The organism is Halorientalis brevis (assembly GCF_023077655.1).
Window position 1 is genome coordinate 105,233 of the sequence record NZ_JALLGV010000001.1, and the last position, 21,610, is coordinate 126,842.

Annotated in this window: 25 protein-coding genes; 15 read left to right on the forward strand and 10 right to left on the reverse strand. The window is 65.9% G+C overall.

The window, feature by feature from the left end:
- Positions 1-45 precede the first annotated feature (45 nt).
- Together MU553_RS00585 and MU553_RS00590 are read right to left on the reverse strand one after the other, a co-directional pair.
- Positions 46-1,020 (reverse strand): ABC transporter ATP-binding protein, encoded by a 975-nt coding sequence (locus MU553_RS00585; RefSeq protein WP_247373145.1) that lies wholly within the window; start codon positions 1,018-1,020, stop codon positions 46-48.
- A complete protein-coding gene (locus MU553_RS00590) occupies positions 1,017-1,997 on the reverse strand; it encodes an ABC transporter permease (RefSeq protein ID WP_247373148.1) in 981 nt (326 codons plus the stop codon). Before MU553_RS00590 ends, MU553_RS00585 begins: the two co-directional genes overlap by 4 nt.
- 225 nt (positions 1,998-2,222) lie before the next feature.
- Between MU553_RS00590 and MU553_RS00595 the strand changes: the two genes are divergently transcribed.
- From MU553_RS00595 to MU553_RS00620, 6 genes are all read left to right on the forward strand, one after another.
- Positions 2,223-3,221 (forward strand): ABC transporter substrate-binding protein, encoded by a 999-nt coding sequence (locus tag MU553_RS00595; protein ID WP_247373150.1) that lies wholly within the window; start codon positions 2,223-2,225, stop codon positions 3,219-3,221.
- Positions 3,222-3,225: 4 nt separating this feature from the next.
- Entirely contained in the window at positions 3,226-3,927 is a 702-nt protein-coding gene (locus MU553_RS00600) for an ABC transporter permease (protein WP_247373162.1), read from the forward strand.
- On the forward strand, positions 3,924-4,721 hold the full coding sequence (locus tag MU553_RS00605; protein ID WP_247373164.1) for an amino acid ABC transporter ATP-binding protein: 798 nt from the start codon (positions 3,924-3,926) through the stop codon (positions 4,719-4,721). The genes MU553_RS00600 and MU553_RS00605 overlap by 4 nt, the downstream gene beginning before the upstream one ends.
- Before the next feature lie 72 nt (positions 4,722-4,793).
- Entirely contained in the window at positions 4,794-5,279 is a 486-nt protein-coding gene (locus MU553_RS00610; RefSeq protein ID WP_247373166.1) for a hypothetical protein, read from the forward strand.
- A 96-nt stretch (positions 5,280-5,375) separates the two neighbouring features.
- Positions 5,376-6,686: an outer membrane protein assembly factor BamB family protein gene (locus MU553_RS00615; protein ID WP_247373178.1), complete on the forward strand. Its 1,311-nt coding sequence runs from the start codon at positions 5,376-5,378 to the stop codon at positions 6,684-6,686.
- Positions 6,687-6,688: 2 nt separating this feature from the next.
- A complete protein-coding gene (locus MU553_RS00620) occupies positions 6,689-7,333 on the forward strand; it encodes a hypothetical protein (protein WP_247373180.1) in 645 nt (214 codons plus the stop codon).
- 10 nt (positions 7,334-7,343) lie between these two features.
- Here MU553_RS00620 and MU553_RS00625 read toward each other — a convergent pair whose 3' ends face one another.
- Positions 7,344-8,207: a 3-hydroxyacyl-CoA dehydrogenase family protein gene (locus MU553_RS00625; RefSeq protein ID WP_247373195.1), complete on the reverse strand. Its 864-nt coding sequence runs from the start codon at positions 8,205-8,207 to the stop codon at positions 7,344-7,346.
- Positions 8,208-8,416: 209 nt separating this feature from the next.
- Between MU553_RS00625 and MU553_RS00630 the strand changes: the two genes are divergently transcribed.
- Together MU553_RS00630 and MU553_RS00635 are read left to right on the forward strand one after the other, a co-directional pair.
- Positions 8,417-9,232 carry a class I fructose-bisphosphate aldolase gene (locus MU553_RS00630; protein ID WP_247373197.1) on the forward strand — a complete coding sequence of 272 codons (816 nt, stop codon included), beginning with the start codon at positions 8,417-8,419 and terminating at the stop codon, positions 9,230-9,232.
- On the forward strand, positions 9,232-10,140 hold the full coding sequence (locus MU553_RS00635; protein WP_247373199.1) for a class 1 fructose-bisphosphatase: 909 nt from the start codon (positions 9,232-9,234) through the stop codon (positions 10,138-10,140). The genes MU553_RS00630 and MU553_RS00635 overlap by 1 nt, the downstream gene beginning before the upstream one ends.
- 21 nt (positions 10,141-10,161) lie before the next feature.
- Here MU553_RS00635 and MU553_RS00640 read toward each other — a convergent pair whose 3' ends face one another.
- The 3 genes from MU553_RS00640 to btuC all read right to left on the reverse strand — a co-directional run bounded on the left by MU553_RS00640 (position 10,162) and on the right by btuC (position 13,683).
- Positions 10,162-11,160, reverse strand: coding sequence for an LEA/WHy family protein (locus MU553_RS00640; RefSeq protein WP_247373212.1), 999 nt, complete (start codon positions 11,158-11,160; stop codon positions 10,162-10,164).
- Between the two features lie 187 nt (positions 11,161-11,347).
- A complete protein-coding gene (locus tag MU553_RS00645; RefSeq protein WP_247373226.1) occupies positions 11,348-12,586 on the reverse strand; it encodes an ATP-binding cassette domain-containing protein in 1,239 nt (412 codons plus the stop codon).
- Positions 12,583-13,683: a vitamin B12 ABC transporter permease BtuC gene (btuC, locus tag MU553_RS00650; protein WP_345893338.1), complete on the reverse strand. Its 1,101-nt coding sequence runs from the start codon at positions 13,681-13,683 to the stop codon at positions 12,583-12,585. The genes MU553_RS00645 and btuC overlap by 4 nt, the downstream gene beginning before the upstream one ends.
- A 61-nt stretch (positions 13,684-13,744) precedes the next feature.
- Here btuC and MU553_RS00655 point away from each other — a divergent pair, with 61 nt between their 5' ends.
- The 4 genes from MU553_RS00655 to MU553_RS00670 all read left to right on the forward strand — a co-directional run bounded on the left by MU553_RS00655 (position 13,745) and on the right by MU553_RS00670 (position 16,505).
- The gene (locus MU553_RS00655; protein ID WP_247373228.1) at positions 13,745-14,839 is read left to right on the forward strand and encodes a PGF-CTERM-anchored ABC transporter substrate-binding protein; all 1,095 of its coding nucleotides are present in this window, start codon (positions 13,745-13,747) and stop codon (positions 14,837-14,839) included.
- 52 nt (positions 14,840-14,891) lie between these two features.
- Positions 14,892-15,170: a signal recognition particle subunit SRP19 gene (gene srp19 / locus MU553_RS00660; RefSeq protein WP_247373230.1), complete on the forward strand. Its 279-nt coding sequence runs from the start codon at positions 14,892-14,894 to the stop codon at positions 15,168-15,170.
- Positions 15,167-15,394 (forward strand): H/ACA ribonucleoprotein complex subunit GAR1, encoded by a 228-nt coding sequence (locus tag MU553_RS00665; protein ID WP_247373232.1) that lies wholly within the window; start codon positions 15,167-15,169, stop codon positions 15,392-15,394. The genes srp19 and MU553_RS00665 overlap by 4 nt, the downstream gene beginning before the upstream one ends.
- A gap of 67 nt (positions 15,395-15,461) precedes the next feature.
- Positions 15,462-16,505, forward strand: coding sequence for a presenilin family intramembrane aspartyl protease PSH (locus MU553_RS00670; protein WP_247373237.1), 1,044 nt, complete (start codon positions 15,462-15,464; stop codon positions 16,503-16,505).
- A 14-nt stretch (positions 16,506-16,519) separates the two neighbouring features.
- On the opposite strand, the gene MU553_RS00675 is transcribed toward MU553_RS00670, so the two are convergent.
- Together MU553_RS00675 and MU553_RS00680 are read right to left on the reverse strand one after the other, a co-directional pair.
- A complete protein-coding gene (locus MU553_RS00675) occupies positions 16,520-17,533 on the reverse strand; it encodes an ornithine cyclodeaminase family protein (RefSeq protein ID WP_247373238.1) in 1,014 nt (337 codons plus the stop codon).
- A gap of 40 nt (positions 17,534-17,573) precedes the next feature.
- Positions 17,574-17,804: a DUF8015 family protein gene (locus tag MU553_RS00680; RefSeq protein ID WP_247373239.1), complete on the reverse strand. Its 231-nt coding sequence runs from the start codon at positions 17,802-17,804 to the stop codon at positions 17,574-17,576.
- A gap of 474 nt (positions 17,805-18,278) precedes the next feature.
- Between MU553_RS00680 and MU553_RS00685 the strand changes: the two genes are divergently transcribed.
- Both MU553_RS00685 and MU553_RS00690 read left to right on the forward strand, forming a co-directional pair.
- Positions 18,279-18,443 carry a DUF7331 family protein gene (locus MU553_RS00685; RefSeq protein WP_247373240.1) on the forward strand — a complete coding sequence of 55 codons (165 nt, stop codon included), beginning with the start codon at positions 18,279-18,281 and terminating at the stop codon, positions 18,441-18,443.
- A gap of 206 nt (positions 18,444-18,649) precedes the next feature.
- Positions 18,650-19,888, forward strand: a complete 1,239-nt coding sequence (locus tag MU553_RS00690) for an MFS transporter (protein WP_282594109.1) — start codon at positions 18,650-18,652, stop codon at positions 19,886-19,888.
- Here MU553_RS00690 and MU553_RS00695 read toward each other — a convergent pair.
- Positions 19,854-20,312: a DUF3054 domain-containing protein gene (locus tag MU553_RS00695; protein WP_247373251.1), complete on the reverse strand. Its 459-nt coding sequence runs from the start codon at positions 20,310-20,312 to the stop codon at positions 19,854-19,856. The two genes, MU553_RS00690 and MU553_RS00695, sit on opposite strands and share 35 nt — an antisense overlap.
- A 54-nt stretch (positions 20,313-20,366) precedes the next feature.
- A complete protein-coding gene (locus tag MU553_RS00700) occupies positions 20,367-20,966 on the reverse strand; it encodes a class I SAM-dependent methyltransferase (RefSeq protein WP_247373254.1) in 600 nt (199 codons plus the stop codon).
- A 73-nt stretch (positions 20,967-21,039) separates the two neighbouring features.
- On the opposite strand from MU553_RS00700, the gene MU553_RS00705 reads away from it, so the two are divergent.
- Positions 21,040-21,579, forward strand: a complete 540-nt coding sequence (locus MU553_RS00705) for a GNAT family N-acetyltransferase (RefSeq protein WP_247373256.1) — start codon at positions 21,040-21,042, stop codon at positions 21,577-21,579.
- Positions 21,580-21,610 lie beyond the last annotated feature (31 nt).

The window sequence follows — 21,610 nt, forward strand, 5'->3', positions numbered from 1 at the left end:
AGCTAGCCACGGACAACTTATATAATTACCCTGTCAAAGAAATTGTCAGAGAAGCGTGATTTTGTCACGTGGGAACGAGATCCCTTCGGTGCTACCCGGTTCAGGCGGTGCGTCGTCGAAGGCTTCGATGGTCGTGGTACTGTCAGCGAGCGTCAAGACGACCCGCGAAGCGGTCTCCTCCCTGGTGACGCGGTCGACGGTGCCAGTGAGGTCCGGATCGGCACGCTCGAGAATGACGTCTTCCGGGCGGATGGCGGCGTGTGTCTCGTCTGCCGTTGGTTGGAGCCCCAGTGCGGCCACCAGTTCCGGCGTCTCCGCGAGCGACACGCAATTGCTGCCGGTAAATCTGGCGACGGTCGGCGACACTGGCTGTGAGAACACCGCTTCGGGCGTCCCGGTCTGGACGACTTCGCCGTCGTTCATCACGACGATTCGATCCGCCAACGCACGTGCAGTCGTGCGGTCGTGGGTGACGTAGATGGCTGTCACCTCCGCCAGCACGTCCTGAAGATCTGCACGGAGTGACTGCCTGGTTGGCACGTCGAGCGACGAGAGCGGTTCGTCGAGCAACAGCACTTCGGGATCGACCGCGAGCGCACGCGCGAGCGCGACGCGCTGTTGCTCGCCACCCGAGAGCGTGGGTGGATACCTATCCTGCAGATCGCTCACGCCGAGATCAGCCAACAACTGCTCCGGGTCACGATCGCTCTCCCGGTAGGACGTGCCGAACGCGACGTTCTCGGTGACGGTCATGTGGGGAAACAGCGCGTAGTCCTGAAAGACGAAGCCGAAGTCGCGAGTCTCGGGCGGCTCGTCGGAGACGAGCGTCCCGTTCTTTCGGACGGTACCGGTGTGATCGTGAAAGCCCGCGACCGTCTCCAGCAGGAGCGTCTTTCCGCTCCCGCTCGGACCGAGGACGACGACCGTCTCGCCGTCTTCCACCTCGAAGTCGGCAGCCACGTCGAACCGATCGGCTCCGTCGGCCGAAAACGACGCTGCCACGTCGATGTCGAGCATCATGGCATCCCCCGCGAACTGCTGGCGTCGTTCGTGAGCCACCTGACGAGCAGGAAGATGCCGGCCGAGACGGCCAACAGGAGCGCCGCGACGGCACCGCTCTCGTCTAAGCCGCCCTGGAGGTAGGTGTTGTAGACGAACACGGGGGCGTGCTGGGCGACCACTTGCTCGCCCTGAACCGGATAGAAGAACTCGACGCTGTAGGCGACGACGGCCACGGCACCGAACTCCGAGACCGAGCGCGCCCACGCGAGGACGCCGCCCGTGACCATCCCGCGGACGGCCAGCGGACCGGTGACCCGACGGAAGGTCTCCCACGGACTCGCGCCGTGGACGCGCGCGGCGTACTCCAGCCGGTCGTCGACGGCCTCGAACGCTTCGCGAGCCGCGTTGACGGCGTAGGGAGCGCTGACGAACGTCAGTGCGAGCACCATCCCCGGGAGCGTGCCAAGGATCGACTGTCCCGGGAACGCGCCGCCCTGTCCGAACCCGAAGAGGATGATGATGCCGGCGACGCTGTGGGGGACGACCAGCGGGAGGTCGACCAGGCTCTCGATGAGCGTTTGACCGGGGAACCCGCGGGCGAGGTGGTACGCCAGCGGCACGCCGAAGAGCAGGCTCACGGCGGCCGCCAGGAACGGCGCGTACACGCCGAGGTACAGCACTCTGTGGACGGCCGGGTCCGCCGCTTTCTCGGCGACGAGCGACGGGGACTGGCGCGCCAGAAACAGGAACAGCGGCAGTCCGAGCGCGACGAGGAGCACGCTCCCGAGCGTCGCCATCGCCACGCCGAACGGTCCTTCCCGACTGGCGACGCCTAACCCAGCAGCACTGACGACCAGAAACAGGGCGTACCACGTGGGGCGACCGATACTGTAGGCCACGGCGAACGCGACGATCTGGACGGAGACGACAGCCGCAGCTATCGACCCTCTGCCGAGCGTGCCGACCGGAAACCGGGTGTCCGTCTTGGTCGCCATCTGGTCGACTCTCAGGTGCCAGCGTACTCAGCCTTGTGCTCTTTCACGGGAGACTCCAGCGAAATCACCGGCGAGTCGAATGTCGTGGTGGTGAAAAGACGACCCGTCTCAGACACTACTCCGAAACTGCTATCCATTACGTGACGGGCGCCTGAGCGCGGTCCCGAAACCGATCGTCGCTTTCTCAGTGAAAAGGTTAAATACCTGCAGAAGCCCGTTATACTTATGCCGATACATCGACGGCGGTTTCTGCAAGCGGCGGGGGCCGGGGCAGCACTCGGACTCGCTGGGTGTAGCCTTCCGAGCAACGACGACACCACCACGGAGCAGGGGTCCGGGGCCATCGGCGACGACGAGCTGGTGCTCGCGACGACGACCAGCACGTACGATACCGGGCTGCTCGGCGAGCTGAATCCCGTGTTCGAGAACAAGTACGGTATCACGATGAAGACGATCCCGAAGGGGACGGGAGCGAGTATCCGGACGGCGCGGGACGGTGACGCCGACGTGATTCTGGTCCACGCGCGGAACGCCGAGGACGAGTTCATGCAGGACGGGTTCGGTGTCAACCGGCGCGACGTCATGTTCAACGACTTCGTCATCGTGGGCCCGGAGAACGATCCGGCCGGAATCAACGGTATGGGAAGCGCGACGAACGCGTTCAACACGATATCTCGGGAGCAGTCGACGTTCGTCTCTCGGGGCGACGACTCGGGGACGAACAAGAAAGAGCTCATCATCTGGGACGAGGCCGGCGTCGACCCGAGCGGCCAGTGGTATCAGGCGATCGGAAAGGGGATGGGCGATACGCTCACCCAGGCGAGCCAGACCGGCGCGTACACGCTGGCCGACCGCGGGACGTACCTCTCGATGAAAGACGAGATCGAGCTGGTCATCCACGTCCAGGGCCCGCTCAAAGGCGGTCCGGTCCTCCTGAAGAATCCCTACGGCGTGATGGCGGTCAACCCCGCGAAGTACGAGAACGTGAACTACCAGGCGGCGATGGCGTACATCGGCTTCCTGACGAGTCCGAAGGGCCAGTCGATGATCGAGAACTACACCGCCAACGGTTCACAGCTGTTCTTCCCGAACGCGGTCAGCGAAGAGCCGACCTTCGGAGAGTACGTCCCGCAGGGCTACTCCGCCCAACAGGCACAGAGCCTCTCCCGAAGAGACCAGCAGTTCCTCTACTGGGTCGACGAACAGGTACCCGCGGATTTCTGAGCTGATGACGCTCCTACAGCTGCTTCCCGAGGGTGGCTGGGGATACATCGTCAGCATCGTCGTCGTGTCGCTGTACGTGAGCGTCACGGCCGTGGGACTGAGCACCCTGGTCAGTCTGCCCATCGCACTCGTGATCGGGTTCACCGATTTCCCCGGGAAACGGGTGGTGACTGCCGTCATCAACACCGGAATGGGGTTCCCGAGCGTCGTGGTCGGGCTGGTCGTCCTCATGACGCTCTCGAACAGCGGGCCGCTCGGCGATCTCCAACTCGCGTTCACGCCACAGGCCATGATCGCGTCGCAGTTCATCCTCGCGACGCCGGTGATCATGAGCATCAGCCTCTCAGCCGTCGAGAGCATCGGCCAACCCATCCGTGACGCTGCGTTCGCCATGGGCGGGACGAAACTGGACGTCGGCCTCGTCGTCATCAAGGAAGCACGCTACGGAATCGTCACGGCCGTGCTGGCCGGCTTCGGACGCGCGATCAGTGAGGTCGGGTCGATCCTCATCGTCGGCGGAAACATCGTGTTCAGCGACGGCCAGTCGTACACCCGAACGCTGACGACTGCGATCACCGTCGAAGCCCGCCAGGGTCGCTACGAGATCGGGCTCGTGTTGGGAGCGATCCTGCTACTCCTGGTACTGGGGGTCAACGGCCTTGGATCGTGGATACGTAGTCAGGGTCGCGGACGGGGGACGTCATGAGTCTTCGCGCACGCGACGTCGCAGTCGGCTTCAGCGGCGAGTCCGTGCTACGAGACATCTCGCTGGAAGTGACTCCGGGCGAGGTGCTCACCGTCGTCGGACCGTCTGGAACGGGGAAGACGACACTTTTGCGACTCCTGGCGCTGTTCCAGCGGCCGGACAGTGGCACGATAGAGTGGAACGATCGGGACATCTGGTCGCTCTCAGAGGACGACCGGCTGTCAATTCGGCGCCGACTGAGCATGGTGTTTCAGGAACCGAGTCTGTTCAACGCGCCGGTCGCGAAGAACGTGCGATACGGACTGCACGTGCGTCGATCCTGGCGCGAGCGAATCAAAGCCCAACTCCTCGGATCGACGCGGAACGGATCGCTCCCGGATTCGATCCGGGAGCCGCTCGATACCGTCGGCCTCGTGGAGAAGGCGGACCAGAACGCGCTGTCGCTGTCCGGCGGTGAGGCCCAGCGAGTCGCGTTCGCGCGGGCGCTCGCCGTCGATCCCGACGTCATGCTGCTCGACGAGCCCACGTCGAACCTCGATCCGCGGAACACGGCAGTTCTCGAGGACGCCGTCCTCCGGGCGCGCGACCGGGGAGTCGGCGTGATCGTGGCGACCCACGACATGCACCAGGCCGAGCGGATTTCAGATCGCGTGGCGTTCCTGTACGACGGCGAAGTCGTCGAGGTCGGGCCGCCGAGTCAGTTGTTCGAGGACCCGAACGATACACGCACGGAGGCGTTCGTCAGCGGGGAGCTCATGTACGATTCGGAGACGCAGCCAGCAGTGACCGACTGAGACCCGCCCCGTCAATGTATCGTTCCGACTCGAAAACGCTTACCCGGCCGGCAGTCCTCGGCGTCGATACGAATGTCACCGACGCTATCGGAACTACAGGACGTCCTCGACTGGGAGGCCATCGTCACACTCCAGGCCATCGACGAGGCCGACGGTGCGACGGTCGAAACCGTCGTCGAGACCACCGGACTCGATCGGGACGCAGCAGAAAATCGTTGCCAACAACTCGATACCCTCGGTCTCGTGACCAGCCCCGAAGCGTCCGAAGGCGATGTCTACGAGATTACTGGTGCAGGCCACGGTGCGATCGGCGACGGCCTCTACGACGACTACGACCTCGTCGGCGATGCCGACATCGACGAACTCGCGGAACAGGTCGCTGAACTCCTCGACCGCCGCGACGCGCTCAAGGCAGAGCTCGAATCGCTGCGCGACGACGCCGAAGAAACCCGCGTGCGAGCCGAACGGCAGTTCGGCGATCGCGACGACGTCACCGAAGAGTTCGAGTCGTTGGCGGCAGATCTCAGGACACTCGAACAGGCCCTCGAAGAGGCGTAGCGATCAGGACTCGCCGACGGGGTCCCGCTACGGCGCGGCTCGAACCGTTGCTTCAGTCAGGTGTCTTTTTATCTGAGCACCGAGTGCGTCTCCGCAATGCCGTCCCTCCGCCGACGAGACGTCCTCAAAACTGGTGGCGCGGCGCTCGCCGGGTCCGCGTTGCTCGCGGGCTGTTCCTCGTCGTGTCCGGACTCTGGCTACCCGACACCCGAGAAGCGAATCGACCTCGGCGACTCCCCAGTGGGACCGTTCGGTGGGGCCCCGAGCGGTTCCTGGCCGGGGCTGCACGCCGATTCCGCGAACAGCGGCTACACCGAGACGGGGCCCCCGACCGAAGAGGTTGGGCTCCGGTGGCGGACCGACCTGCCGCTTCCGGACACGGACGCGGGCGGACTCTCGGCGAGCAGCCCGGTCGTCCGGGGCGGGACCGTGGCGGTCGCCGACAGCGCCCGCGTCCACGCACTCGACGTCACGACCGGCACGCCTCGCTGGCGAAGTCCCTCGATCTCGCCGACGACCCGAGACACCCTCTACGAATACGAGGCGAACACGGCCACGCCGGCCGTCGGGTCGGACGGGAGCGTCTACGTCGGCACGACCGACGGCGTCTTCGCGTTAGACGGCTCGGACGGACGCGTCAGCTGGCGGACCGACGGGCTCTCGGGTGCGGGATCGCCGACGGTCGTAGGTGACACGGTGTACGCGGCCGGCGAGGAGACGCTGGTCGCGCTCGCGACGAGCGACGGCCGCGAACGCTGGCGCCGGTCCATCTCGTGGCAGGCGTCGCAGGACCCGCCCGCGGTGAGCGACGGGACTGTGGTGCTGCCAGTCGACGGCGCGACTGTCGGCGTCGACGCGGCCAGCGGCGAGCAGCGGTGGCGAGCCGAGGTCGACGCCCACACCTACGCGGTCGTCGCCGACGGAACTGCTTTCGTCGGGAACGGCAGCGGTGGCCTCCACGCGATCGACCTCGCGAACGGTGAGATCGCCTGGACGTTCAGCCGGGGCGACTACCGGGAACTCCAGACCCCTGTGGTCACGCCGGACAGCATCTACGTAGTGGAACAACCGGGCGAGGCTGGCGCGGCGACCTTCGCGCTCGACAGGCGTGACGGCAAGAAACCGCGTTCCCGGTGGTGTTCGGACGTCGGCAGCGGCGCGGTGGTCGCTGCCACCAGCGACCTCGCGTTCGGTGTCGTCCCCACCAGCGGCGGGCCCTCCTCGGTGCAGAGCATCGTCGCGTTCACCAGCGACCTCGGTGACGCGCTGTGGGCACTGCACGGGGAGCGCGAACCGAGCGGGTGGCCCACGCCCCCGGCACTCCTGGACGGAGCGATGGTCGCCACCACGAGAGGCGGAACGGTCGCAGCCGTCGGCACGCAGTCGACGAGCGGTGGAGGTGACTGACCGTGAACGAGCAGCGCACTCGGCTGTTCGGTCTCGTCGCCGTCCTCGGCGGCGTCCTCTCGGTCCTGGTCGCCGTCCCCGGTCGGTGGTACGGGGTTCCGCAGACGGACTCGTACGTGTTCCATCCCGACCCGTTCTCCCCTCTGTGGATACAGCGGGCTGTGATACCGGGATTGACCGCCGTCGCGACCGTCTGCCTGGTCGCCGGCCTGCTCGGATTGGTGCTCCGCGATCGCCCCGTGGCCGGTCGGTGGCGACGGTGGGGCGGCGTCGGCGCAGTGATCGGACTGACGTTTGCCGCTCTCAGCGTCGTGGGACTCACGTACCTCTCGACCGGACGGGGCGCGGCGGAAGGGGCGACCGCCGACCTGCTCTCGCTGGCCGCCGGCGGGATCGGCGTGCTCGTGTTCGTCCCATCGCTGGTGGCGCTGGTTGTCGGGTATGTTTTGACTGCTCGCCCGTATCCGGGATACGCGCTCGGCGCTGCAGCGATCTTGACGCCCTACTTCTCGTACATCGGGCTGGAAAACGTCGGTGGGCTGGTGGCGACGCTGCCCGTCGGCGCCGCGTGGGTCGCCGTCGGCATCGACCTGTGGACCCATCCTGCGCCAGTCCCGCGACCCGACGAGGAGTCGGCAGAGAGCTGAGTCGAAATAATCAGTCCTCGTAGTCGTAGAATCCGTTTCCGGTTTTCTTCCCGAGGTCGCCGGCCTCGACCTTCCGTTTGAGCAGATAGGGCGGCTGGTAACGGTCGCCGAGTTCCGCGTGCAGCGTCTCCATGGCGTCGAGACAGATGTCCAGCCCGATGTGGTCGGCCAGCGTCAGCGGTCCCATGGGGACGTTCGTCCCGAGGGTCATCCCCCGGTCGATGTCTTCCTTGGAGGCGACGCCTTCGTCGAACGCCCGGATGCCTTCTGCCAGCCAAGGCATCAGGATGCGGTTCGTGACGAATCCGGGCTTGTCGTCGGACTCCCAGGTGGTCTTCCCCAGCGATTCGGCGAGGTCGTGGGCCAACTCGACGACCCCGGGATCGGTTCGCTCCCCGACGACGAGTTCGACGCCCTCCATCAGCGGGACGGGGTTCATGAAGTGCAGGCCGACGACGTTCTCCGGACGGTCAGTCACGCTGGCGATCGACGTGATCGAAAGCGTGCTCGTGTTGGTCGCCAGGACCACGTCGTCTGGGGTGATCTCGTCCAGATCGGCGAACACGTCCTGCTTGACGTCCATGTCTTCCAGAACTGCTTCGACGACGAACTCACAGTCCGCGAGCGCGTCGAGGTCGGTGGTGCCCGTGATTCGGTCACGGGCGGCGTCGGCCTCGTCCTGACCGAGTTCGTCTTTGTCGACGAATCGCGAGAGGCTGTCCACGATTCCGGCCATCCCTTCGTCGACGAGGTCCTGCTCTACGTCCCGCATCACCACCTCGTAGCCGCTGGTCGCGGCGACCTGGGCGATGCCGTGCCCCATCGTCCCGGCGCCAACTACGCCGATCGTATCGATGTCGTCGGTCGTGTTCATGGATGGATTCACCACTCGCGGTAGCGTAAGCCTGGCGTCCGTCCTGCAGTTCCCGCAAGAACAGTGTAGCCACTCCGCTCACGCCTGGGTATCGAAGCACCTCGCCCGCCCACAGGTCGGCACACCGATTCGAAACTCGGATCCGGATACATTTCTCGCCGAGAGGGTCCAACAAGATTATTAGCGAACGTGGGGGAGCAAATGATGTAATGATCCCTATCGACGACAGTCCACTGACCCGTGATGGGAAGGTGCTTATTCTCGCGTACGACCACGGCCTCGAACACGGCCCGGTCGACTTCGAGGACGTCCCGGAAAGTGCGAACCCCGAACACGTCTTCGACGTGGCGACCCACGACGCAGTCACCTCCATCGCGGTCCAGAAGGGCATCGCCGAAGCCTACTATCCCTCCTACGAGGACGACGTGAATCTGCTGGCGAAGCTCAACGGCACGTCCAACCTCTGGCGCGGGGAACCCGACTCGGCGGTCAACTGGTCGGTCGACTACGCCCACGAGGTCGGTGCCGACTCCATCGGCTTCACCGTCTACGGCGGCTCGAACAACGAAATCGAGATGGTCGAGGAGTGGCGTGAGGCCCAGGAGAAAGCCCGCGACTACGGCATGGCCAGCGTCATGTGGTCCTACCCGCGCGGCCAGGGCCTGCGCAACGCGAACACACCCGACAGCATCGCGTACTCCGCGCGCCTCGGCCTCGAACTCGGTGCCGACGTGGCGAAGGTCAAGTACCCCGGCAGCAAGGAAGCCATGGAGGAGACCGTCCGCGTGGCCGGCAAGACCAAGGTCGTCATGTCCGGCGGTTCGAAGCGCTCCGACGAGGAGTTCCTCTCGAACGTCAAGTCCGTCATCGACGCCGGTGGGGCCGGCCTCGCCGTCGGTCGGAACATCTTCCAGCGCGAGAACCCCGAACGCATCCTCGACGCCCTGGAGAAGGTCATCTTCGAGGAGAGCACCGTCGAGGAAGCGCTCGACGCCGCCGAAGCAGCCGCACCCGAAGCAGAGTGATGAGCGACGCCATCACGGCGGTTCTCGACGTGGTGACCGAGACGGCTCCCGACGTGCGAGCCGGGTTGACCGGTCGTCGCGAGTACGAGACCGACGAGAACCCCTCGGGCGAGCAGATGCTGGCGGCGGACATCCACGCCGACCAACTCATCGAGGACCGACTGCTCGCAATCGACGCGGTCGCGAGCTACGCCAGCGAGGAACGGGACGACATCGTCGAGGCCGACGATGGCGGACACCTGCACGTCGCCTGCGACCCGCTCGACGGCTCTTCGAACCTCAAATCGAACAACGTGATGGGGACCATCGTCGCTATCTACGACGAGCCGCTGCCTGCGGCCGGGAAACACCTGAAAGCCGCGGCGTACGTCCTCTATGGCCCCATCACGAACATGGTCGTCGCACGGGACGGCGAAGTCAAAGAGTACGTGATCGACAGCGAGGCGCGAAGCGCCTCGAAAAGCGCGAGCGGGGAGGGAAGTGACCCGCGAGCGGACGCGGAACGGCGCGTCGTCGACGACGACGTCACACTCCCCGACGACCCCGTCGTGTACGGCTTCGGTGGTCGGGTACCGGACTGGCCCGACGACTTCGCTTCGTACGTCGACGACGTCGAACAGGAACTCAAGCTCCGGTACGGCGGGGCGATGATCGGCGACGTCAGCCAGGTCCTGGAGTACGGCGGTATCTTCGCCTATCCAGCGCTGGAGTCAGCGCCGAACGGTAAGCTCCGTCTCCAGTTCGAGGGCAACCCCATCGGCTACATCATCGAATGCGCGGGCGGGCGCTCGTCTGATGGAACGCAGTCGCTGCTGGAGGTCGAGCCGACGGAACTCCACCAGCGCGTCCCGGTCCACGTCGGCAACGAGGACCTCGTCGACCGACTGGAAACCGCACTCGCGGAGTAGTCGGACTCGCCGTTCTCGCCCTCAGTCGAACGCGAGCGTGGTTCCGTTCTTTTGCTTTCCGAACACGTCGGTGTGGAACGTTCGGTTGATCGGGTCCGGTGATACCGTCCGGTTTCCGTAGCCGTACGCAGAGAGGTCGAGACCGACGGCGTAATCGACGCTGACGGTCGTCGTCTGGTTGCGCTCGACGTGCGTGACCCACCACTCGTCGAGTTTGCCGTTGTCGATCACCACTCGAGCGGTCACGTTCCGGTGTGACTTGGCCGGAATCGCCGTGAGGTTCTCCGTCGAGCCGTTGGCGACGGCGACGCCGTTCATCCCGACGTCGTACGTCACGCCGGTGACGGGGGCGGCGAACGATTTCGGATTGTAAACTCGGAGTTCAGTCCGGACGACGGTCCGGTTCCGGGTCACGTTGGCCCACTGTGCGTTCGTCTCGTTCACGTAGAGGACCGGATCGGACACGACCTCGCGACTGGCGTTCACCGGAACCGTCTCGTTTGTCTCGAACGCGCCGATGACGTCGGTCCGCACCGTGCGATCGGCGACGCGGCGCGACAGGGATTCGTCCAGCCGTGCCGATTGGAGCGTCGCACTGACCGTGAGGTTGGTCCGTTCACCGCGGCGGACGTGCGAGCGCCACCACTCGACGACCCGGTCGTTCTCCAGGCCAGTCCGGAGTTCGACCGTCGAGTTACCAGCCGGGAGCGAGACGCCGGATTCCTGGCCGTCACCGACCGGGATGCCGTTCATGTACACTGTGTAGGCGACGTCCGCCCGCCGGAGCGGGATGGGAAACGGGTTCGGGTTGGTGACGGTCAGGTCCGACTGGACCGTCGTCGTCGTCTGGTTCGCACCGACGAGGTGATTGTCGATACCGGCTACCCGCGGCATCCCGAGCACGCCGATCGCCGTCGCGGACCCGATGAGAACGACGCCCAGAACCACCACCGTGACCACCGCCCCGAGGAGTCTGCTGTGGCTACCTGACAGAAGCCCCCTGCCATTGCTGCCGGACATTGCCTTCTCCCTTCGCGTGCCACGCAAAACCGACCTTCGACGCTTCACTCCACCCGACTGTGGTAAGTCCAGCTTACCTGAGACCAGTCCGCTGGCTCGGGCAATTGCCGGCCACTCGAACGGCCCCTCCGACGAGCTGCGATCCCGACACCTGAGGGAGACCGAGTGCACAACCGGCTGATCCGGGTCAGTCGTCGGAAGAGACTTCCTGCCCTGCCGTCGCCGTGACCACTGTTTCGAGAACTGACTTTGTATCAGTCACGACGCCGCGCTCTCGCAACCGATCGTACTGCGCGGTATCCTCGTCGTCCATCGGCGAAACGACCGATTCTGGGTCGACCACGACCAAGGTATTGGCGGTGGTTGTTGCGTCCAGGATCGCACCACTCGGATCCAGCGGCGGGTCGGCGACCACGGTGACGGCGGCCTCGTCGACGAACGAATCGAGTCGGCGCTCGGTCGCCGGTTCGAGCGCCTCGAACGGCCGCACTGCGATCGTCTCGACGTCCCGACCGCGTGCAGTTTCGAGTGCGAGATCACCGCGCGGCAGCGGTCCGGCGGTGAGGTCAAATCCGCCCTGGTGTAACCGGGACAGGACGCGCGCACCGATCGCACCGCTCCCGACGACGTGGACGCGGCCCTCGCGCGCACACGAGTCGTCCATCGCCGTGACCGAAGGAGTGCCGGTGACGGGGTCGATCCCGACTGCCGTCGTCGTCTCGAAAGCGGCGTCGAGGTACTCGCTGTCGAGGACCGTCTCTGGTGAGCCCCGGGCGACGAGCGAGCCGTCGGACAGGAGCAGCAGCCGATCGCAGAACCGGGCCGCGAGATCCAGGTCGTGAATCGCTGCTATGGCGGTTTTCCCCTCAGCCACCAGGTCGGCCACCAGCGAGAGGGTGCGAACCTGGTGGTTGACGTCCAGGCTCGCTGTCGGTTCGTCGAGGACGAGCGTCGGAGCGTCCTGCGCGAGCGCGCGGGCGAGGAGCACTCGCTGGCGCTCTCCGCCGCTGACCTCGCGGATGGACCGGTCCGCGAACTGCGCAGTGTCGGTGCGGTCCAGTGCGCGCTGGACGTATCTGTGATCGGTCAAGTACTCGGGGCTGCCGAAGCGCGACGCGTAGGGCGTCCGCCCCATCTCGACGATGTCGGCGACGCTGAACTCGAAGCCGACGGTGGCCTCCTGCGGGACTGTCGCGACACGCCGGCTCACGGCGCGAGCCGATTCTTCGTGGACGTTCAGTCCACCGACGGTGACAGTGCCGGCGTCGGGCGTGAGGACGCCGTTGATGGTCTGCAGGAGCGTCGTCTTGCCGGCGCCGTTGGGACCGACCACACCGACGAACTCCCCTTCCGACACCGAAAGCGAGACGCCCTCCAGCACCGGGAGGTCGCCGCGTGTGACCGTCACGTCCTCGACGGCGATCACAGCGCGTGCACCTCCCGGGTCCGCAGGAGATAGAGGAAGAAGGGCGCCCCGAGCGCCGCCGTGACGATTCCGACGGGGACCTCGGCGGGCCCGGATCGCGCGAGCGTGTCGGTGGCGACGAGGAACGCCGCGCCGGCGAGAGCGCTCGTCGGCAACAGGACGCGATGGTCGGGACCGACCAGCAGCCGCATCACGTGGGGCACGATGAGCCCGACGAAGCCGATGATTCCCGCCACGGCGACGGCCGCAGCGGTCATGACGCTGGAGAGCGCGAGCAGGATTCGCTTGGTCCGCTCGACGTCGATGCCGAGCGTCTGAGCGTCGACCTCGCCGAGCAGGAGGACGTTCAGATCCCGCGCGTACGCGAGCAGGACGGCGAACGCCAGCACCGCCAGGGGGAACGTGAGTTCGACTTCCGCCCAGGTCGACGCGTGGAGGTGCCCCATCAGCCAGTAGACGGCCTGTCGCATGCTCTCGCCGGCGTGCAACAGCATGTAGGAGACGGCAGCACCGAGCAGCGTCTGGACCGCCACGCCGGCCAGCAGCAGCGTCGCGACGGGCGTTCGCCCACCGTCGTTAGCGATGAGATACACGCCGAACGCGGCGGCCAGTGCGCCGAGAAAGGCGGCCGGCTGGAGGCCGACTGGCACTGCGAGCGGGAACGCGATCGTGGCGACGGCACCGACGGCCGCCCCCGATGAGACGCCGATGATCGACGGGTCCGCCATGGGATTCCGGAAGAAGCCCTGCATCACCGCACCGGCGCCGGCGAGCGCGAATCCGACGACCGCCGCCAGCGCGATGCGCGGCAGCCGGACCTGTCGAACGATCACCTCGCTCGCGCCCGGGACGGCAAACGAGAACGGGTAGACGTAGTGGACGTCCGGAACGGGAACTGGCAATGTCACCCAGAGCGTCCGGGCTGGCTCGATGGAAACGGACAGTCCAGCGGGAATTCCGAGGGCGTTGAGTGCGGCCTTCGCGACGACTGGTAGTCCGATCGCTACCGGTCCCACCGTCGCGCTGCCGAGCATCACGGCAACCACGAGTAGCAGGAGGCCGCCCGACAACAGCGCCGTCCGGACACCCCTGTGCACGACTTACAACCTTGGTTGCAGTATGCAAATATTTATTGGATACGAACCGAGCTACTGACCGATGACAATACGCGCGACAGCGCTCACGATCTGTCTCCTCCTCGTGAGCGTCAGTGCAGGTGGAATCGCCACAGCGACCGACGCGAGCACTGGGCCCGCAGACCGACTCGGGGCGACGGCGCCCGCGCAGTCCGACTGCTCCTTCCCGGTCTCGACGACGGACGCGACGGGGACCGAGGTGACGATCGACTCGAAACCCGAACGTATCGTCGTCCTCCAGCCGAGCGACGCACAGCTCGTCTGGGAGATCGGCGCGCAGGATCGCGTCGTCGGGATGCCCAAGACCCAGTACACCTCGTATCTCGACGACCGGAGCGGGAAGACGAACGTCAAAAACGAGGACCTGAGCGTCAACACGGAGCAGGTCGTCGGCCTCCAGCCCGACGTCGTGCTCGCGTCGAACATCACGGACCCCGCGACGGTTCGCGAACTGCGGCGCGCGGGACTCACGGTGTATCACTTCGAGCAAGTCGAGTCGCTCGACGAGATCGCGGGGAACCTCGAAACCGTCGGCGAACTGGTCGGGAGTTGCAGCGCCGGCACCGAACGGGCCAACGAGTTCCGCCTCCAGGTCGAGACGGTCGAGCACGCCGCCGAGCAGGCCGACCAGCGGCCCACGGTGCTGTACTACTTCTTCGGGATGACCGCCGGCAGCGAGACGCACATCGACGACGTCGTCGAGACGGCCGGCGGGAACAACGTCGCCACCGAGGTTGGAATCACCGGCTACGGGCAGCTCAGCCCCGAGGTAGCCGTCGATCAGAACCCCGAGTGGCTCGTCTATCCGGGCCACGCGTCGCTCCCGGAGGCGAACGCCTACAACGAGACGACGGCCATGCAGGAGGGGCAGATCGTCGAGCTGAACCCTGACTACATCAGCCAGCCCGGGCCGCGCGTGACGGTGCCGCTGACGCGCCTCGCGAAGCAGTGGCATCCGAACGAACTGGCCGCAGCCAACGAGTCGGTCACGATGGCGAACGTGACGACGCCGAACGAGACGGGGACGACCCAGACCAGTTCCAGCGGTCCCGGCTTCGGCGCCGGCGTCGCCCTGACCGCGCTGCTGGCCGTCGCGCTGCTCGCACGCCGGTCGTAATCGACGGACAGACCAGAAAACCCCTTAAGCCGCGGGCAGTTGAGGGACACATATGGTGGAAAACGTCATCTGGCCCGCCTTTCTGGACGCGGACCTGACCCGCTCGGAGGGGCGGCGGGTCAGCGAGAACCTCGCGGTATCGGAGCCGACGGTCGACGAGATCGCCAAAGCCGTCCAACAGGTGGGGTACGACTCGAAGATCGAGCGCGACAAGCAGTACCCGCGCGAGTGGGAGCCACGCGGGCGCGTCCTCGTCAAGGACGCCGACGACGCGACCAAGAGCGACCTGCTCGGCGCCGTCGCGGCCTACCTCGACGTCCTCCGGTCATGAAACGCGTCGGTGAAGTGGTTCGCACCGCCCAGAACCTCGCCGTGGTGCGCTGCCCCGACGACGACCACCCGGCGTTCGGCATGGACGTCGTCGACGAAAACCTGAACGACGTGGGCCGCGTCGTGGACGTGTTCGGGCCAGTCGACCGACCGTTCGTCGCCGTCTCGCCGAACGAGGACGTTCGGTTGCCGACGTTGTTCGGGAAACCGCTGTACGCCCGGTGAGCGAGCGCCAGCCCTGCTTGGTTCCCGGTTCGCAATCCTGAAATCAGAGCCGCGAAGAGAAGCAGGTATGAATCAACGCACGCGAGCCCTCCTGGCCTCGGCGTTTATCGGGGTCATCTTTCTGCTCGTCCAGCTCGGTTCGCTGGCGCTCGTCGAGCCGTTCAAACAGGCCGGCTATCAGGCGGTCGAGAACCCACAGGACCCGACGAACAGTCTCGTCTACGTCGGTGCGATTCTCGTCGCCACGGTCTTCATGCTCCTCATCTTCCGGTACAACGTCGAGCGGCTCATCCGGGCGTTCATCGTCGCGTCCGGGGTCTACCTCTCGTGGTACGTGTTCAGCGTCGTCGTGCCGCCGCTGGTCACGTACGGGGGCCTGAACGTCGCGGCAGTGGCCGCGTCGCTCCTGCTGGGCGTCGCCCTCTACGCCTATCCCGAGTGGTACGTCATCGACGCGTCGGGCGTCGTGATGGGCGCCGGGGCCGCGGGGCTGTTCGGCATCAGCTTCGGACTCCTGCCCGCCATCCTCCTGTTGACCGTCCTGGCGATCTACGACGCGATTAGCGTCTACGGGACCGAGCACATGCTCACGCTCGCCTCCGGCGTGATGGACCTCAAGGTGCCGATCGTCCTCGTCGTTCCGCTCACGCTGTCGTACTCGTTCCTGTCGGCGGACATGCCGGACCCGGCGGACGAAGGCGACCAGGCGGCAGCGAACGGCGGCGACGAGCGAGCCGACGAAACGGATTCAGCAGCCGACGCGGACGCGGCTCCCGACGACATCGAGGCCGACCCGATGGACCGGGACGCGCTGTTCATCGGCCTCGGCGACGCCGTGATTCCCACCGTGCTCGTCGCCAGCGCCGCGTTCTTCTCGCCGGCAGGAATCCCGACGTTCGGGCTCGCCGGCCTGACGGTGACGCTGCCGGCGCTGACTGCGATGCTCGGAACGCTCGTCGGTCTCGCCGTCCTGCTGTGGATGGTGCTGAAAGGCACTGCCCACGCCGGACTCCCGCTGCTCAACGGCGGGACGATCGCCGGCTACCTCGTCGGCGCGCTCGCCAGCGGGATTCCCCTGCTGGAAGCGATCGGCCTGGCGACGTATCTGTAGAAGCAGCAGTCGGCTCAGCGACCGGTCAGCGCGTCGCTCGCCCGCGCGAACGCCAGGGGTTCCCCCAGTCCTCGCTCGACGGCTTTCTCGTAGAGCATGTACGCTGCGGCCACTGTCTCGATGGCCGTGCCGCCGCTGTCGAACAACGTGACGTCGTCGGAGCGTTCTCGACCGGGGGCGTGTCCGGCGACGACTTCGCCGAGTTCGGCGTGGACGTGATCCTCAGTGACGACGCCCTCTTCGACGGCCTGCATGAACGCGCCGGCGTCCTGGTGAATGCGGTCACGGAGGTCGGGGACGTACTTCGCGCGTTCGATCGTGGTCGCGTCGACCTCGCGCTTCTGTGTGTCGTACTGCCCCATCGCAGTCACGTGGGCCCCGTCTTCGAGCAGGTCGCCGTCGAACACCGGTTCGCTCGCGTTGGTAGCCGTAATGACGACGTCCGCGCCCTCGACGGCGGCCGCACTTGAGGCGACGGCGGCCACGGTCGGGTCGAGTTGTTCGTTCATCTCGGCGGCGAACGACTCGCGACTCTCCTTCGTCGGCGAGTAGACGTCGATGCGGTCGAGGTCTCGAACGGTCACCGCGGCCCGGAGCTGGCCACGGGCCTGTGCGCCGCTGCCGATGATCGCGAGCGAGGAAGCCTCGGGATTTGCGAGCGCGTCGATGCCGACGGCGCCGGCGGCACCCGTCTTGAACGGGTTCAGGCTCGCACCGTCCAGCAGGGCCAGCGGCTCGCCGCTCTCGGCGTCGTACAGCGAGAGCATGAAGTGCGCGTCGCGAGCGCCGAACCCGGCACCGTATGTGTAACTCCCCATCGCCCCCGTCTCGGGGAGGATGGCGAGGTAACTGGTGAAGAATCCGGGGGGGTCCTCGTTGAGGAGTTTCGTCCGCGGTTCGGCCGGTGCACCCTCGCCGCGTTGTCTGTAACCGTCGCGGACGGCGTCGACGTATTCGGCGGGGGTTGCGAGATCTGCTAGTTCGTCGCTTCTGAGGAATAGTGCCTCGACTGCAGCGTCGTCACTCATGCCCTCCGATTCGTCGGAAGGCATCTTAGAAGTGAGGGAGTTAATCCGCAGAGAACGTCGAGTCTTGTCTGTTCGGCGATTCGACCGGCGGCTCGACCGGCGTATTGACGGGAGCGTTCACGAACATCGCGTGGCCGACGAGGCCCAGTGCAACTACGGAGGCGAGCGGAACGGCGGTCGTCAGACTCAGGCCCACGACACTGAGTGCGCCAGTGATCCCTGCCAACGCCAGTGGAATGAGCCCGAGAATAAGGTCATAATATCCCGTCATAATGTGTCTGAAGATACGATTGGTATCGGTATAAGTGTTTCCCATAGGCACTGTATAGTATTTCGCGTAGGCACCGAATATTTACTCTGAGGATTTTGAGTGATATACTGATATAATCTCCATAAGTTATGAGATCGAAACCGCCAGACAGCAGTCGGGTGGGTACTGGCGAAGAATCGTAAGCCCAGCTATCGCAACCCCGTTCCGACGGTGAATCCCCACTTAGCGGGACGATCTCGATCCGACGGACCCGATGAAAACGTTGAATCGACTCAGGCGAGCGTGCCCCGCGCCCCTGTTTTGAAGTCTGAACTGACCACAACAATATTATATGTGGAAAGTCCCGGCAGCACCCGTTACAGTGGCTGTTCTTCTATTTTCTGCGATGATAATTGGGGAGTTGCCTTTATACAATATTGTGTGACATGTTTACACGGAGGTAACGAGGCGGCACGCAACCCGCAGCATTCACCCATGAGCATCCACAATACGGACCACGACGACGTTGCAGGCACCAGCACTGACGAGCGATACGCCGAACTCAACATCGGCGAAGAGGAGTTCGTAATCTACGACCGCGAAAACCACAAAGCGTGGATTCAAACGAGCGTGGCCGTCTCGATCACGGAACACTGCTGAGACGGGGACCCGACGTCGGTGAACACACCGAAATAGCGGCCCATCAGCCTCTCTGAGGTCACTCCCTCGAGACGAGGCATCGACCGTCGCTTCTTCGTTTGGTGCCATAGGACCGGCTATTCTTCCGCTGAACCGACGCGTTCAAGCGGTCCAACGGTAAACATCGTGGTGTGAACAGCAACGACCGGTCCATCGTCGGACTCGTCATGGTTGCACACGCGATGGTCCACACCTACGAGCTGTCGATCCCGGTGTTGGTCCCCATCTGGCTCTCGGAGTTCGCCGTCATCGACCTCGGACTCGTCCAGTTCCCCGTCAACGAGGCGACGCTCGGTGCGCTCGTCGCGGTCGGGTACGGCCTGTTCGGTCTGGGCGCACTCCCAAGTGGCGTCCTCGTCGACCGCATCGACGCCAGAGTGCTCATCACGGCCTGTCTCCTCGGGATGGGCACGTCGTTCCTGGTGCTCGCCGTGGCGCCGACGCCGGCGTTCATCGGCCTCGCACTGGCGATCTGGGGCGTCGCAGCGAGCGTCTATCACCCCTCCGGCCTGTCGCTCATCAGCCGCGGGGTCGAACAGCGCGGCAGCGCCTTCGCCTACCACGGGATGGCGGGCAACGTCGGCATCGCAGTCGGCCCGCTCCTGACGATCCTCCTGCTCGTGACCTTCGACTGGCGGCTCGTCGCGGGCCTGCTGACGATTCCGGCAGTCGTCGCCGCCGCGTTCGCCGTCCGAGTGGACATCGACGAGCGCGCCGCAGTCGCGGCCACTGACGGTGGCGGCGACGAACGCGCCGGGAGCGGCGTCGAATCGCTGGGGGAGTTCGTCTCTACTGCGCGCACGCTGTTCGCCAGCGCCTTCGCCGTCGTGTTCGCCGTCACGTTCTTCTCCGGGCTCTACTACCGCGGCGCACTCACGTTCCTGCCGGAACTCCTGCACAACGTGCCCGCGCTGACGCCCGTCGAAATCGGCAGCCAGACCTACGAACCGGGCGATTACGTCTACGTCGGACTGCTGATGGTCGGCGTGCTCGGCCAGTACGTCGCCGGCAAGCTCACCGACCGCGGGCGCCCGGAGTACGGCATCCTCGCAGGGTTCGCCGCGCTGGCCGTCGTCGCGCTCATGTTCCTCCCGGCCGCCGAGTTCGGACTGCTCGCCCTGCTTCCGGTCGCAGCGCTGCTGGGCTTTTTCCTGTTTTTCGTCCAGCCGTTCTACCAGGCGAGCGTCGCCGAATACACGCCCGCCGGCGCACGCGGACTCTCCTACGGATTCACGTACCTCGGCGTGTTCGGCGTCGGTGCCCTCGGTGCCGTCGTCGCGGGGACGATGTTGACCTACTTCTCGGCGAACCAGTTGTTCGTCGTGCTCGCCGGGCTGGCGGCCTGTGCTTCGGGGCTCGGCGCGTATCTCGTCACGCGAGCGCCGTCGACCGCCGCCGCGCCGTGACGACTGCGGTTCCGACCCGCCAGAACACCAGCAGCGTGCCGCCGACGGTGAAGGAGACGAGACCGAACACGACGATGTTCTCCAGACTCGCGCCGCCCTTGATGTAGGGAGTCGCACGGATCACTTGCGCGACGACGTCGGCGAGGAACCAGGCCCCCGCGGTGCGGAGTGCAAGTTTCGAGCGGGAGTCGTCCGTCGCTGGGCCGTACATTCCAACGGGGATCGACACCAGCAGCCAGCCGACGAGAAACGGCGACAGCGTGTTCGTGATGACGTACCCGGGGACAGCTGTTGGATCGATCCCGTGGCTGAGCTCGCCGAGAACGACGAACAACGTGATCGCAGCCACGTCGCCAGCAAACAGTCCTACCGTCGTCCGCGAGGTGTCGACGCGGTCTCTGATCCACTCGGCCACGGAACTCATAGCTCGCCGTTCGGACCGACGGAACTTGTGTGTCTCGCCTTCGGCGTGCCAGGTCTATCGTGGCTTCACCCCGGCGACCAGGTACTCGAATCCCGTGCGTGGAATCGTCGCCGCGAGTCCCGCGCCCCGTACCATCGCCTCCAGGTCGCCCGGCGCGAAGAACACCGAATCCATGCCCAGAAGGTGTTCGCCGGCGACGAGCGCTCGCCCCAGAAGCCTCGTCGGATCGAACTCCTGAATCACGAGCACGCCGCCGGGTCGGATGACGCGAGCAGCTTCCGCCACGACGGACTCCGGATTCGCCATGTGGTGGAGCGCGTCGAGGACGATCACGGCGTCGACGCTCTCGGCCGCGAAGGGGAGTCGACTGGCGTCAGCAGCGACTGCCCCCAGGCCGTGTCGTTTCGCCCGTCGCAACATGCCGGGGGCAGCGTCGGCGACGATTCCCTCCCGGACGTCGAGCGCCCGGACGCCCTGCCCCGAGCCGCCACCCACGTCCAGAACGCGCTCGATCTCGCGCTCGGCGCGTGCGAGGCCGGGCGCGAGCGTCGACGGGTCCGTCGCTGGCCGGAGTTGGTCGTACAGCGGCGAGAGCCGGTCGAACACGGAGATGTCGCCGGTTCGAGACGGCGCACCTCTCTCGGGCTGTGCCATACCCGAACACCGGCCGGGACCGCCTTCAGTACTGGGTCACAGTCTTGAAGCGCCGGCGGCGACAGGAACCAGTATGGAGTACGCGGTCCTGGGGTGGCCCCCCGACGGTCCGAAGCTGCGACTCGACCACGAACAGTTCAGCTACGCCGGGAAGTTCGTGATGACCAACACCGGCAAGGCCGTCGCACGGGAGCGAGTCGACGGGGAGGACCGCCTCGTCGCCGCCGTCGCGTTCAACGAGGACCGCACCGACGCCGACGCCCTCTGGCTCCGCTACATCACCGTCCACAAGGACAACCGCGGCGAGGGGATCGGCCCGCGGCTGGCCCGGTTCGTCGCCGTGCGTGCGCGGGACCGCGGCTACGACACCGTCAAGATCGGGGTGAACAACCCCTTCGCGTTCGAGGCGCTCTACCGCGCGGGCTTTGGCTACACCGGCGAGCAGACGGGCGTCGCGGAACTCGTACTGGCGTTCCCCAGCGCGCGATCTCCTGATGCGTATCGGGCCGGACTCGACGTGTATCGCGAGCGTGACCTCTCGGACGCCGAGGAGACGTTTCTGGCCGAGCGAACCGAGTCGACGCCGCCGAGGGTCGTAGACGTCCCGCAGTAGCGTCCTGTCGGGAGATTCAAACGGTGGCCGC

Coding starts and splice junctions, on each gene's coding strand:
- MU553_RS00585 (WP_247373145.1), bottom strand. CDS start 1,020: ATGATGCTCGACATCGACGTGGCAGCGTCGTTTTCGGCCGACGGAGCC.
- MU553_RS00590 (WP_247373148.1), bottom strand. CDS start 1,997: ATGGCGACCAAGACGGACACCCGGTTTCCGGTCGGCACGCTCGGCAGA.
- MU553_RS00595 (WP_247373150.1), top strand. CDS start 2,223: ATGCCGATACATCGACGGCGGTTTCTGCAAGCGGCGGGGGCCGGGGCA.
- MU553_RS00600 (WP_247373162.1), top strand. CDS start 3,226: ATGACGCTCCTACAGCTGCTTCCCGAGGGTGGCTGGGGATACATCGTC.
- MU553_RS00605 (WP_247373164.1), top strand. CDS start 3,924: ATGAGTCTTCGCGCACGCGACGTCGCAGTCGGCTTCAGCGGCGAGTCC.
- MU553_RS00610 (WP_247373166.1), top strand. CDS start 4,794: ATGTCACCGACGCTATCGGAACTACAGGACGTCCTCGACTGGGAGGCC.
- MU553_RS00615 (WP_247373178.1), top strand. CDS start 5,376: ATGCCGTCCCTCCGCCGACGAGACGTCCTCAAAACTGGTGGCGCGGCG.
- MU553_RS00625 (WP_247373195.1), bottom strand. CDS start 8,207: ATGAACACGACCGACGACATCGATACGATCGGCGTAGTTGGCGCCGGG.
- MU553_RS00630 (WP_247373197.1), top strand. CDS start 8,417: ATGATCCCTATCGACGACAGTCCACTGACCCGTGATGGGAAGGTGCTT.
- MU553_RS00635 (WP_247373199.1), top strand. CDS start 9,232: ATGAGCGACGCCATCACGGCGGTTCTCGACGTGGTGACCGAGACGGCT.
- MU553_RS00640 (WP_247373212.1), bottom strand. CDS start 11,160: ATGTCCGGCAGCAATGGCAGGGGGCTTCTGTCAGGTAGCCACAGCAGA.
- MU553_RS00655 (WP_247373228.1), top strand. CDS start 13,745: ATGACAATACGCGCGACAGCGCTCACGATCTGTCTCCTCCTCGTGAGC.
- srp19 (WP_247373230.1), top strand. CDS start 14,892: ATGGTGGAAAACGTCATCTGGCCCGCCTTTCTGGACGCGGACCTGACC.
- MU553_RS00665 (WP_247373232.1), top strand. CDS start 15,167: ATGAAACGCGTCGGTGAAGTGGTTCGCACCGCCCAGAACCTCGCCGTG.
- MU553_RS00670 (WP_247373237.1), top strand. CDS start 15,462: ATGAATCAACGCACGCGAGCCCTCCTGGCCTCGGCGTTTATCGGGGTC.
- MU553_RS00675 (WP_247373238.1), bottom strand. CDS start 17,533: ATGAGTGACGACGCTGCAGTCGAGGCACTATTCCTCAGAAGCGACGAA.
- MU553_RS00680 (WP_247373239.1), bottom strand. CDS start 17,804: ATGACGGGATATTATGACCTTATTCTCGGGCTCATTCCACTGGCGTTG.
- MU553_RS00685 (WP_247373240.1), top strand. CDS start 18,279: ATGAGCATCCACAATACGGACCACGACGACGTTGCAGGCACCAGCACT.
- MU553_RS00690 (WP_282594109.1), top strand. CDS start 18,650: ATGGTTGCACACGCGATGGTCCACACCTACGAGCTGTCGATCCCGGTG.
- MU553_RS00695 (WP_247373251.1), bottom strand. CDS start 20,312: ATGAGTTCCGTGGCCGAGTGGATCAGAGACCGCGTCGACACCTCGCGG.
- MU553_RS00700 (WP_247373254.1), bottom strand. CDS start 20,966: ATGGCACAGCCCGAGAGAGGTGCGCCGTCTCGAACCGGCGACATCTCC.
- MU553_RS00705 (WP_247373256.1), top strand. CDS start 21,040: ATGGAGTACGCGGTCCTGGGGTGGCCCCCCGACGGTCCGAAGCTGCGA.